The sequence below is a fragment of the Cohnella lupini genome (assembly GCF_003386205.1).
GTDB lineage: Bacteria > Bacillota > Bacilli > Paenibacillales > Paenibacillaceae > Cohnella > Cohnella lupini.
The window spans coordinates 238465-251686 of the sequence record NZ_QRDY01000002.1 but is presented as its reverse complement, the minus strand read 5'-3'; the positions used below and the strand labels follow the sequence as shown (position 1 = coordinate 251686).

Genomic DNA, 13222 nt, shown 5'->3' with positions numbered 1-13222 from the left:
TTCCACCGCTTTTTACTCGTAAAGTACGGCTTTCACCTCTTCGCTGTCGATGTTCGTTTTATCGTACCAGAGGAAGCCGCTATCGATTTTGGCCACTACCGTCTCGCCCTTCACTGCCGCTACGGCCGCTTTTACCGTCTCGTAGCCGATACCTACTGGGTTCTGCGATATCGCGCCAGCCATCAGACCGCTCTTGATTGCGTCCATCTGCGCTTTACCGGAATCGTAACCGATGACCGTGACTTTGCCTTCCATTTTCAATTCCGTTATCGCATTAACTACGCCGATTGCGGAGCCTTCGTTCGCTCCGAACATTCCTTTAAGGTTAGGGTGCGCTTGGATAATGGCTTTCGCAAGGTCGGTCGATTTCAAGTGGTCGCCGCCGCCGTATTGAATGTCGACGATTTTGATATTCGGATATTTTTCCTCGATACGGTTTTTGAAGCCGTCGCGGCGATCGATGCCCGTTTGGCTCGTTTGGTCATGCACGATCAAGGCAACTTCGCCTTCCCCGCCGATCAGCTCCGCCATTTTGTCGGCCGCCATTCCGGCCGCCAACGCGTTATCCGTCGTAACCAGGCTGACCGGAATGTCGCTGTCCACGCCGGAGTCGAACGCGATGACCGGAATGTTGGCTTCTTGCGCTTTCTTGAGGAGCGGAATCGAGGCTTGGCTATCCAGCGCCGCGAAACCGATCGCGCTCGGCTTTTTGTCCAAAGCCACTTGAAGCATTTCGAGCTGTTTATCTACTTGGGATTCCGTTTCGGGCCCTTCGAACGTGATCTCGACGTTGAACTCGGCGGCCGCTTTCTCCGCGCCCATCTTAACGGCTTGCCAGAACTGATGCTGAAAGCCTTTGGAAATGATCGGAATGTACAATTTCTCCGTCGAAGCCGGCGTTGACGCGCTCGGGCTTTCGGCCGCGTTAGAAGACGCCTCGCTGGAAGGCGAAGCATTGTTGCCATTGTTTTTGTTCGAGCCGCAAGCGCTGATTACCATTACGATAGCCAATACCGTCAAGAGCCACACTTTTTTCATTTTCGTTTATCCCCTTCTAGTTAAAAGATAATTGCTCTATATAATCTCCGAGGAGACCATACCGTCGTTAAGACTTACGTCTGCGTAAAATGTCGCCATACACCGCCAGGAGGATAACCAGACCGACGACGACCGTCTGCCATTCCTGAGGCACGGACAAAATGCGCAGTCCGTTCGTTAGCACGCTCATGATCAACGCGCCGATCACCGTGCCCACGATCGTACCCTTGCCTCCGCTGAGCGAAGTACCCCCGATAACGACGGCCGCGATCGCTTCCAGCTCATAGCCCATACCAAGCGAAGGCTGCGCCGAGTTGAGCCTGGACGCCATCAGCACTCCCGCGATTCCCGTAAATACTCCGGTTATCGTGTAGATGACGATCTTCCAATTGCGAACGTTAACCCCGGAGAGGCGGGTTGCCTCCTCGTTGCTGCCGATCGCGAAGTTGTATCGGCCGATGATCGTGCGAGACAGCACGATACTGCCGATGATCGCTACGACGAAAAATATAAGCACGGCGTTCGGAATGTCGAAGCCCGGAATCAAGTCGCCCAATACCGAGCCTAGCGAAATCTCCATGAACACTTCGTAATCCGTAAAATAAATGGGCTTCGTACCGGAGATGACGAGCGCCAGCCCCTTGGCGATCATCATCATGGCGAGCGTCGCGATAAAAGGCGGGATCCCTAACCGGGCAATCGTGAAGCCGGACAGAAATCCGCATAACGCTCCGGTCAATAATCCGCCGATAATGCCGATCGGAACCGGCAGCCCCCACATCGAGATGAACACTCCCGTCATGACCGCGCTTAACGTCATGACCGTTCCGACCGAAAGGTCGATTCCTCCGGTTACGATAACGAACGTCGATCCCAACGCAAGCACGCCGATCACGGCGGTAGAGAGCAATATTCCGACGATATTCGAAAAATGAAAGAAATTGCTCGAAGCAATCGAGAAAACAATGACCAATAAAATCAAACTGCCGAACGCCAGAAGCTGCTGCAGGCCCGCATGGAACGCGAACCGCGGTTTCTGGACGACCACCGTCGCTTCTTTCACTTGATTTCCTCCATTCTCTGCCGGCTTTCCTAGCTTATCCGGTCCGTCGCGTAAGTCATGATCCGTTCCTGCGTGATGCTATCGTCGTTAAGAAGCTCCCCCGTGATTCTGCCCTCGCACATGACGATGATCCGATGGCTCAGCCTTAGAATTTCCGGGAGCTCCGAGCTGATCATGATGATCGATTTTCCCGAAGCCGCCAAGCTTTCCAGCAGCTTGTAAATCTCGCTCTTCGCTCCGACATCGATGCCGCGCGTCGGTTCGTCGAAGATAAGAATGTCGCAGTCCCTCGTCAGCCATTTGCCGATAATGACTTTCTGCTGGTTACCCCCGGACAGAAACTTCAGCTTCTGATTGATCCCCGGCGTCTTGACCTTCAACTCCTCGACGACCTTGCGAGATACGTCCGCCATATGCTTGTCGTTCATCCAACCGCCGCCCCGCGTGAACCGCCCCAAAGTGGCCAACGCGATGTTCGTCTTGACGTCCATGTCGAGCAGGCAACCGAAATGCTTCCTATCCTCGGATAAATAGCCGATGCCGTGCTTGACCGCTTGATGCGGTCCGTTGATTCGGACCTTGCGCCCCCGAACGTACAGCTCTCCGGAATCGATAGGATCCGCTCCGAATATCGCTCTGGCGGTCTCGGTCCTTCCCGCGCCGACAAGCCCCGCTACGCCGAGGATTTCTCCTTTGCGGAGCGAGAAGCTTACGTCCCGGAGCACGTTTCCGCGGCTCAGATTGCGTACCTCGAGCACCGTGTCTTCGCTCTCGCCTTGCTGGCGGTCCGGCTTGGCCGGCTGATAGATTTCCCTGCCGACCATCATCGCGATGATCCGATCGACGCTGACGTCCGCCGTCGGCACCGTATCGATGTAGCTGCCGTCCCGCATGACCGTTACGCGATCGGTTATTCTCTTTAATTCCGCCATACGGTGCGAAATGTAGACGATGCCTACGCCCTTGGCCTTCAGCTGCTCGATCATCTTAAACAGATCCTCGATCTCGGCATCGCTGAGCGCGGCAGTCGGTTCGTCCATGATCAATACTTGGGAATCGTAGGAAATCGCTTTGATGATCTCTACCATTTGCTGCTTGGCTACCGTCAGCTCGGATACGAGAGTCGTCGGTTCGATATCCAGATTCATTTGCTTCAGCAATTCGTTGGCTTGCCTATTCATCTCTTTGTCGTTCAGGAACAACCGGATCGCTCTCCGCGGCTCCTTGCCGATAAAGATGTTCTGGGCCACCGTAAGATCAGGGGCCAGATTCAGCTCCTGGTGAATCATGCTGATCCCCAGCTTCTGGGCCGTCCTCGTATCGGTAATCTGAACTTCCTTCCCCTGGTAAAAGATCCGTCCTTCGTCCTTCTGATAGACTCCCGTCAGCACCTTCATCATCGTCGACTTGCCCGCGCCGTTCTCCCCGACCAAGGCATGAACCTCGCCCGAAAGCAGCCCGAACTTGCACCCCTTTAAAGCGTGAACACCCGCGAAATGCTTCTCGATGCCTTCCATCTCGACAAGATTTCGGCTCATCGTACCACCTCCCAGCTCCTTGTTCTTGTTGTTGAGGTTAACTTTACACGCTCGGCTTTCCGGCTTACATGTGATTTCTTCCTGTAAAGGTCGAATAATTTTCGGTGTTCGTTTGAGGCGCGTAATGCGAATAAAGCGCAACCCGGGGGCAGCGCTTAAAACGACCTTTCATTAATTTTATATTCATATCGCGAACAAAGTGTTATATTATTCTCGAATTGAATATTATTCCTAATTGTCAATATAAAGGAAAGAGGTGGACGCTATTTTTACCGTTCAAAGACTCGCATCGTACTTGATCCTTATTGGTTTGGTTTTCTGCTTGCTTTCCCCTGCTTCGGCTTATGCGCAAGAGAACCCGGATGCAGGCAGTCCCGCATTGGCAACCGACACTACCCCTCCCCATATCGGCAATCTATTCCCTGAAAACGGGAAAACCGTGACGGAGAACACGACTCTTCTATCCGCAGGTATCAGCGATAACGAATCAGGTCTAAGCTCGATCGAATTCAAGCTTGATGGACTCGTCTTAGGCACAGGCAATATACCCGTCAATTATAGTCACGGCCTCGCGTTTACTTATTCGCCCCCATTACAAAGCGGGACCCACGTCTTTGAAGTCGAAGCGACCGACCAGTCGGGAAATGTCGCTCGTAAATCAAGCGTTTTCTATGCTAGATCATCCATTTGGCCTGAGGGGAGCACTCTGAACGCGGAAAATAATAGCTTCTACTCCGTAACTTTATCCTGGACTGCCGCCGAAGGGAGCATGGGCTATCGAATCTATTGGGGACAACACCTTCTGGCCGAGGTTGACAAATCGGTTCGTTCGTTCGAAGCAACGGAGCTGGAAGCCGGTTCATCCTACGGCTTTAAGGTAGAAGCCCGGCTACCGAATGGCGGCTGGTCAACGGATGGTCCATACGTATTTACTGAAACGCTGCCTCTGCCGCATTTCCCGCCGACCGTCTGGTCCGTTTACCCGGAAACGGGAGCGACGGTACCGACGGCCAATCCGGTCATCAAGGCAAAAATTCGCGATGCCGGATTCGGCTTGCAAGAGGATGCCATCCTAGTCAAAATCGACGAAGAACCCGTTCCTTACAGCTACGACGCAAAAACATGGAATCTGTCTGCACAAGCAATCGGATTAGAAAACGGAATTCATACCCTAACAATCCGCGCAATCGATGATGCCGGAGTGTATAAAGATTATTACGGCACATTCCTTGTACAAGCCGTATGGCCTGCCGGGAGCGCTTTAAGCGCAGGGAATGTAGGGCAGACCTCGTTAACCCTCGCTTGGAGCCCTGCCGCGGGAAGCGGCGGCTATCGGATCTATAGAAACGGCGAGCTGATCGACACGGTATCCAATGCGATTCTCTCTTACGAGTCCAATGATCTTCAGCCTGGCACCTCCTATGTTTTTAAAATAGAGGCACAGCAGTCGGGGGGCGATTGGACGACGGATGGACCTACCGTGATCGCAACGACGGGAATGCTGTCGAACCCGTTCCTTGAACGGCTTATTAAGCTTCATGCCGCTCTAATGGCCGGCGATCCTTCCGATGTGCAGAAGGTGCGAAGTTTACGCGATGAAATCGCCGGATTAAAAGAAGAAGACGCCTTATCTCTTATCGATCCGGTATGGAATAAAGTAAGCGCGAAGCTGCCTCTAGACGTAAACCGACCGGAGCTGAAGAGCAACCTCTTTCAACTCTTCAAAGCAATCGGTTCTATCCATTACGACACGTATGAAGCGGAATGGCTCGACATTCGATCCAATTCGGCATTCCGGGAAGCTTTGCGCGTTATAGCGGCGGCTGGGGGACAAGAGAGCCTAACGATCTCCGATGTCACGACCTTTCTGACAGGGGACGGCGACAGCCTCATTGGCGTTGAAGGGACAATCGCCGGTATGCTTGCGCAGAAATCCAAGCTTGAGCTCGCTCAACTGATCTTGGATAAACAGAAGCAAACCGAGCTTTTACTTGGTGCGTTAGCGCGGATGTTCAGCGACTCGGAGGCGTACAAAGTCACTAGCGTTCTTAATCGGCTTGGCGTTACGCCGCAAGATCTTCTGGCCGTGGCGAACAACTTCCTCGGGAAACTACGGGAAGACGAGCCTGCCCTTCAAGCTCTTGGCGTTGCTTACATTCGCTCTGAAGCGATCGAGACAGTCAAAATAACAGCCAATGGGAAAAAACGCGACTATTCGCTTAAAGTGCTCGACATTCCGATTCCTTCCGTCCTATTGAAGTGGACGAAAGTATCCGGAGACGACAAGGTAACCGTCACTTCCAATGGAACGGTATCTATCCCCGATCAATTGGCAAACGGTACCGCCGTGATTCAAGCATCCCTTCTCAATCCTTACGGAGGGAACGCAAAGGTTATTTTCCAGAAGGAAGTGACTTTAGTTAACGGCGGAGGAAACTGACGTCGGTTGTATCTCTTGACGGTACGCTCACTTCCCGACGAAGGGAAACAGTAGCTTCTGGTTCTCTTCGTCGTACATGTTCTGCTTGGTGATCACGAGAGAACCGGTGTCCAGAAACTTGGACACCTTCTTCCCTTTCACCGCCTCCATTGCCGTCTTGATGCTTAAGTAGCCCATCTGGAACGGTCGCTGAATGACAGTCGCCTTCATGACGCCTTCCTCGAGCAGCTTGATTTCATTGACGGAGCTGTCGAACCCGATCAGCTTGACCCGCTCCTTGAGCTCGAGCTCCTGTATCGCTCTTCCCGCACCGACCGTCGTCGGCTCGTTCAGGCCGATAATCCCTAAGACGTCCGTATGCTTCCGCAAAATTTCTTTGGCTTTCAAGTAAGCATTCTGCTCCGAGCCTTCCACGTAGTAGGTATCCAGAAGCTCGATATTCGGATATTGCCCGAGCACCTCGCGAACGCCCTTTTCTCTATCGATATGAGAGGCCGCGTTTTTGACATAGCTGATGATGGCTACTTTCGCATTCCCCGTCAATTCCTGATGCATGGCTTGGCCCGCCTCCCGGCCGGCCTTCACGTTGTCCGTCGCTACGATGCTCTTGGCCGCGTCGGAATTAATCCCGGAGTCGACGATGATAAGCTTGATACCGCTTTTTCTCGCCTTTTCCGATATCGGAACCAGCCTATCGAAGTCGTTCGCCGCCAGGACGATCGCGTCGGGACGATTCCGCATCGCCTTCTCCACCAGGGAAATTTGCTCGTCCACGTCCGTTTCGGTTTTCGAGCCCCACACCTGCACGTTGGCGTCGAACTCCTTCGCCGCTTCGTGTACGCCATCGATCAGCACCTGCCAGAATTCGACCGAATCGTCGGTCGTCTTGATGATGACCGTGACTTCCAACGCTTTTTTCTCGGAGAATCCGTTAATCCAATAAACCAAACATCCGACGACGAGGAGAAGGGCGACGGCCCCGGATAACCACTTGTGCTTCCAAACTATCATTTCTCGTCCTCCGTCGGCCGATGGGACTTAGGGATGCGGATATACACCGTCGTTCCCTCGCCCAAAGCGCTTTTATACGTCAAGCCGTATTGCGTTCCGAAATACAATTGAAGCCGTTCGTGCACGTTACGGACTCCGACCCCTCTTCCTTCCTTCGGATTGGGGCTAGGCAAGAGCAGCGTGCTCAGCTTTTCCTCGTCCATTCCTTTGCCGTCGTCCTCGATTACGATATAAATATCCGATTCCGTTTCCTCCGAAGTAATTCGGATCAGGCCGGGTCCGTGCTTCATCTTTATACCGTGATAGATCGCGTTCTCAACGATCGGCTGCAGGATGACTTTAATGGTTCTGTAATCCCGGACGGAATCGTCTATCTCTATCCGATAATCCAATTTGTTCTTGTACCTCATCTTCTGAATCATCAAATAGTTCGTAATATGCTCGATTTCGGTGCGGATCGATACCAGTTCTTCCCCTTTGCTGATCGAAGAGCGAAATAGCTTCGCGAGAGCCGAGGTCATAAGCACGACGTCTTTGGACTTGTTGCTCTCCGCCATCCACACGATAGAATCGAGCGTATTATAAAGGAAATGCGGGTTGATCTGGGCTTGCAGCGCGTTGATCTCGCTCTTGCGCTTCTGCTCCTGATCGTGCACCACCTGCGACATGAGCTCCTTGATTTTTCCGACCATGATATTGAACGCCCGCGCCAGTCTTCCGATCTCTATCGCCTTCGGAACCGGCACGTGAATATCGAAATTTCCCTTCTCTACTTCCTTCATATAATCCTGAAGCCGTTTGATCGGCTGGCTCACCCGCTGCGACAAGAAGAACGAGATGACGATGGCAATGACGATGCAGATCAATCCAAGCACGACGTAGGATAGCCTCACTTCGTTCTGATTGCCGACGAGCTCGCTAACGTAAGATACTCCGACGATTTTCCAACCGAAATCCGAGTCCTGCACCGTGTACATCCTGCTGTCGCTGCCCTCGTCGCTGACGAACGTTCCGCTCTCGATTTCCAGCACCTTGTCGATCATTTCGGATTTCAGATGGCTATAGATCAACTGCTGCTGGGGGTGGTATACGATTTTGCCGCCGGAATCGATGATGAACAAGTACCCTCTCTGGCCTAAGCGAATGTCCTTGAACATGTCGTTCATCACGCTGAAATTCAAATCGACCAAGAATACGCCGAGCTTCCGAGTTCCGTCCCTGCTGAATAGCTCCCGGCTCAGCGAAACGACCCACGGATACCGATCCTTGAACACCGGCTGCACGTGGGAAGGGGATATCACGTTTTTCCCGCCGGCTTCCTGCGCGTTCTTATACCAACTCAATGTCGACCTATCGATGAACGGGTTCAATTCCAGCTCTTTCCTTCCGGACACGAACTGTCCGCCATAACCGAAAACGTTTGCCGACGCAATGTCGGTCCGGGAAAATAGCATCGACTCCAACAAGTCGGAGATCGCTTCCTTGTGATCCTTCTCGTCCTGCAAGCTCTTAAAGCTCGTCGCGGATAAATAGTCTTGCACGGAGTGGTTGGCGGCTACGAGATCCGACATGTACTTCATCCCGTTCACGTAGGATTTGATGTTGTTGTTCACTTGCTTGACGAGCTCCGTCGTATAGGATTGCGCCTGAGATTGAACCGCGTCCTTGGTCAAGTAATACGAGGTAAAGCTCATGATCAGAATGGTCATCAAAATCAGAAATACCGAAGCGAGCACCATGTTGGTCTGCAGGCTTCGCAACCGCGAGAACATACGCATCCGTCATCACACTTTCCCCGATATCATTTTGTTGCGATAATCCGTCGGAGTATCCCCCGTATGCTTCTTGAAGGCTCCGCTGAAGTAGTGAGGATCGCCGTAGCCGACCGCATAAGCGATTTCGTAGCTCTTCATCGCCGTTAAATTCAATAATTCCTTGGCTTTCTCCATTCGCTCGTGCGTGACGAATTCCACGAACGTTCTCCCCTTATGAAGCTTGAAAATACTGCTGAAGTAACTCGAGCTTAAGGAAACGTGCTTGCATACCGTCTTCAGCGACAGCTCCGGATCCATGTAGTTGTCCCTCACGTATTGCATCGCCTTGTTGATCTGAAGGGCGCTTTGATCCTCGCGTTTGCTTTGGATAACGGTTACCGCCTTGCCGCACAATTCCATCATCCACGCCTCTATTTCGTCCAACGTGGCGAACCGGTTGATTTCGGCGATCGGATTGGTGTTCGCTCCGAATACCTGGGAGGCGTTGCTGTCCATCTCGTAGAGAGTATGCATCATCGTGAGCACGATCCGTTGAAGATAGATGTAGCAGACATCGATCGGAAATACGTGCTCTCGGAACGTCGTGAAGAGCTTAATCATCCATTGTTCCATTTCCAGCGGCGTTCCGGTCTTGAGCTTGGTAATCAACTCGCTCTCCCACGTGACGACGGATAGCAATTCAGGCCGATTGCGCCGCTCCATGTCCGATAAGCGAATGATCGAATTCGTTCCGATCACGTATCGATAGTCCAAGGCGGAAACCGCCGATTGGTGGAGGACCGATGCGTTGTCGGCTAGCCTGCAGGCGTTGCCGATTCCTATCGATACGAGAATTGGCAAATAAGATGAAACCGCGTTATGAATATCGTCCGCCGCCACGATCGCCCGTTCTTGAAGCTCGTCGGGATTTTCTCCGGACAGCAACGCGAGAACGCGATTTTCCCGATCCCTGAAAGTCGCCGCTCCCTTGTATTTAGCCGATATTTCTTGCGCGATATTGTATACGGCGAAACGAATGAGCTGCTGATCGAAAAGGGTCGAAGGCTGATCCATGACGAATTCGTCTACGTCGATCGCTAGCTCGGTCACCCATTCGCCGTCCCACTCGATCTGAAAATAACCGCTGCTTTCCTTGATCTGCTTCTCCGTCATCGGAGAGGTAACGAGTCGCTCCAGAAACCGCTCCTTCAGCAGCGGCAAGCTTTCCGTCAACTGTCGCTTCAGTTGCTCGTGATCTTGCTTCCGGCTGCGCTCGACATCCATTTCATCGCTTAATTTGCGTAAAACGGCGGCGAGCTCCGCGGCTGTAACCGGTTTCAAAATATAATCTACGGCTTGCAGTTTGAGCGCCTGCTGCGCAAAGTCGAAATCGTCGTATCCCGTCAGGATGATGACCTTCATGTTCGGATAACGGACCGCGAGCTCGTTCGTCAACTCCATGCCGTTCATGAACGGCATCCCGATATCGGTCAAGACGACGTCGGGCTGCTGCCGGCCGATGAATTCCAGCGCTTCCGCGCCGTCTTCGCAATCGCCTATGCATTCGTAGCCGAGCTCTTCCCAATTCATCTGATCCTTGATCGCTTCCCGCACCAATGCTTCATCGTCCACGATCAGCAGCTTGTACATAGATTCCCCGCCTTATCCGTCTATGATACTTTGAACTTGAGTATCGAGTTCGAAAGAGTCGAAGAGGTTCTGCTTAGCTCCTCCGCCATGTCGGCCAGCTTCTCCGTCTCCGAGATCTGGTCTTCCGAGCTCGCGTATGCCTCTTCCGTCACCGCCGCGATCTCTTGGGCTACGGACGCGATGACTTCTATTGCCTTCATTGTCTTTTCTTTCGAGTCTATCATATTATTGGAAGCGTTGTACGCGCTAGTTACGTAATTGAGGATATGATCGATCTCTTGCTTAATGACGACGAAGCTTTTGTCCGTCTCGGCAACGGCCGCCGTCTGTTCTTCGAACAGGCCCGCCGCGCGCTCCGCCTCCTTCACCGTGGCTTCCGACTTCCGGATTACGGCGGTTATGATCTCTTCGATATCCTCGGAAGCAAGCCTGGATTGGTGCGCAAGCTTCTTTACTTCATCCGCGACGACCGCGAATCCCCTTCCGGCGCTTCCGGCGCGCGCGGCTTCGATCGATGCGTTGATGGCTAATATGTTCGTCTGTTTAGAGATGTTCGTTATTAATCGAACGATGCCCGTTATCGTATCCAGCTGATGATTGAGAGATCCGATGTTCTCGTTAACCGTCCGCGAAACGGAATTCGCCGTCGCCGTTTTGTCGTTCAGCGCTGTGACGACTTGTTTCGTGCCGTCGCAGATCGATCCGATATTTACGATCGCCGCGGATATCGTGCTAATATCTTCTCCGATCGCATTCATTTTCAAGGACAATTCGTTCATATTCCCTACGCTCACCGCAACCTCGTTCGCCTGATCGCTCGATCCTCCCGCGATCTGTTTAATCGATTCCACGAGCTGCCGATGACCGCCACGGAATCTGTCGGACACGGACGCGACGAAACGGGCCTGATCTCGCATCTCTTCGGACGTACTTCCAACTTGCCTTATAAGGGATCGTATGGTCCCTATCATTTCGTTGAAGCTCTTCGATAGAGTTCCCATCTCGTCCTTATTCTTATCTTCGAAATCTACGTTCAAATTCCCTTCGTTGACTAATTTCATTTGATGAAGCAACTTCTTGCCCGGAATGGAAACGCCAAGCGATATGAAAAACGCGATCAATGCAGAACCCAGAAGACAGGATAACCCGATGAGAATCATCGTTCGTTTCAATTCGTCTATCTCCGCGCGAATGAACGCTTCGGGAATGACGGATACGACCGTCCAATCGTTGGCGGCGATCGGCGAGAAGGCAATCAAGGAATCCGCTCCGAACGCACGCCCGAAGAAGGATGTCCGGTTAAGCTCCCCTTGCTCGTCCGACAGCTTCTTCGCGAACCCCGGATCGGTCAAATCGCGGTTTACCGGAAATCGCTCCTTGTTCCTGCTCGAAATGACTTTGCCGAGCGAATCTAGGATGAAGATTTCCGCCGAATCCCCCAGATCAAGCTCGCCGTATAGCTTCGCGATATGCTTCTCTTCCAGCGTTATGACGATTACGCCGAGAATTTCTCCGTTAACGGCGGATTTGATCTGCTTGCTGAGAGATATATAAGCCTTTTCCTTTACCGGGTCGTCGATCAGGAAATAATGGTAGCCGGCATTGTTCCTCGTAGCTTGAACGATCGTTCCGAGCTGCGACTTATCCAGTGAATTGTAAGTGCCAAGCGAAGTTTCCTCGTCCACGTATATCGTAACGCTCGATAAATAGTTCAGCAGGGAAAGCTTGTGCGCTATCGTTTTATTGATCTGATCCGTTAGCTTATACGCGAGGTCCCCCGCTGTCCCGAGTTGGCTTAATCCGTTCTGGATTTCCCCGCTTGAGGTCATATCCTCCATCGCGATCTTGATATGCTCCAGCTCCAGATTGATATTGGAACTGATTTGACTCATGATCTGCTTGGAATACAGTTCGATCTTGCCGTTCAGCGCCTCGTCCGATTTCTTATAGCTAACTAAGCTCGTAATGGCGATGGATAGAAAGATAATCATTACGAAAAAAACGGTCAGCCGTATTTGGATCGTGGAGAATCGTGCGATTTTGGAGTTGGATAATCGTTCCAACAGCTTAATTCGGCTTGCCGATGCGACCATCGTCAATTCCCCCTGCATAAGATTGACTTCAATCTTAAAGGGCATCGCTCGACAAATACATGCAATATTCTACTGAAAGAGTCGATTATCCTATTGGGAAGTAGAATGGTAATCATCGCTATTGGAGTTATCAAGCGCTTTTGCAATCAAAGTAGAATGAAGAACATCACTATAGATCGAATTTATGAAAGAAATCGAACAAACGGGGACCAATAGGAATAAAAAGCATCTTTATCCAGAATAGTTTTTGAACGAGCTCCAAAAATACATTGAAAAGCATCGTATTTGATAGGGATGACTCACACTCACCTGGCGATCTGAATTCAGAGTTACCCGGTTTGGACGTGTTACTCCGTGCATTTCGCTGGTTGCGGCGAGAGTTACCCGGTTTGGACGTGTTACTCCGTGCATTTCGCTGGTTGCGGCGAGAATTACCCGGTTTGGACGTGTTACTTCGTGCGTATTGCTGGTTGCGGCGAGAGTTACCCGGTTTGGACGTGTTACTCCGTGCATTTCGCTGGTTGCGGCGAGAGTTACCTGGTTTGGACGTGTTACTCCGTGCATTTCGCTGGTTGCGGCGAGAATTACCCGGTTTGGACGTGTTACTCCGTGCGTATTGCTGGTTGCGGCGAGAG

General features: G+C 52.0%; 8 protein-coding genes. 1 reads left to right on the top strand and 7 read right to left on the bottom strand.

Annotated features, from left to right (window positions below):
• Positions 1-12: 12 nt before the first annotated feature.
• The 3 genes from DFP95_RS05425 to DFP95_RS05415 form a co-directional block, all read right to left on the bottom strand.
• Positions 13-1038, bottom strand: coding sequence for an ABC transporter substrate-binding protein (locus DFP95_RS05425; RefSeq protein ID WP_115991567.1), 1026 nt, complete (start codon positions 1036-1038; stop codon positions 13-15).
• A gap of 67 nt (positions 1039-1105) precedes the next feature.
• Positions 1106-2101, bottom strand: coding sequence for an ABC transporter permease (locus DFP95_RS05420; RefSeq protein WP_181907271.1), 996 nt, complete (start codon positions 2099-2101; stop codon positions 1106-1108).
• 29 nt (positions 2102-2130) lie between these two features.
• Entirely contained in the window at positions 2131-3639 is a 1509-nt protein-coding gene (locus tag DFP95_RS05415; protein WP_115991566.1) for a sugar ABC transporter ATP-binding protein, read from the bottom strand.
• A gap of 256 nt (positions 3640-3895) precedes the next feature.
• On the opposite strand from DFP95_RS05415, the gene DFP95_RS05410 reads away from it, so the two are divergent.
• On the top strand, positions 3896-6079 hold the full coding sequence (locus DFP95_RS05410) for a fibronectin type III domain-containing protein (RefSeq protein ID WP_115991565.1): 2184 nt from the start codon (positions 3896-3898) through the stop codon (positions 6077-6079).
• A 27-nt stretch (positions 6080-6106) separates the two neighbouring features.
• Here the strand turns inward: DFP95_RS05410 and DFP95_RS05405 are convergent, their stop codons facing one another.
• From DFP95_RS05405 to DFP95_RS05390, 4 genes are read right to left on the bottom strand one after another with little or no spacing between them, the layout of a single operon-like run.
• On the bottom strand, positions 6107-7090 hold the full coding sequence (locus DFP95_RS05405) for a substrate-binding domain-containing protein (protein ID WP_115991564.1): 984 nt from the start codon (positions 7088-7090) through the stop codon (positions 6107-6109).
• Positions 7087-8868, bottom strand: coding sequence for a cache domain-containing sensor histidine kinase (locus DFP95_RS05400; RefSeq protein ID WP_115991563.1), 1782 nt, complete (start codon positions 8866-8868; stop codon positions 7087-7089). The genes DFP95_RS05405 and DFP95_RS05400 overlap by 4 nt, the downstream gene beginning before the upstream one ends.
• A 6-nt stretch (positions 8869-8874) precedes the next feature.
• A complete protein-coding gene (locus DFP95_RS05395; RefSeq protein WP_115991562.1) occupies positions 8875-10494 on the bottom strand; it encodes a response regulator in 1620 nt (539 codons plus the stop codon).
• Between the two features lie 20 nt (positions 10495-10514).
• A complete protein-coding gene (locus DFP95_RS05390) occupies positions 10515-12587 on the bottom strand; it encodes a methyl-accepting chemotaxis protein (RefSeq protein WP_181907270.1) in 2073 nt (690 codons plus the stop codon).
• Between the last annotated feature and the right edge of the window lie 635 nt (positions 12588-13222).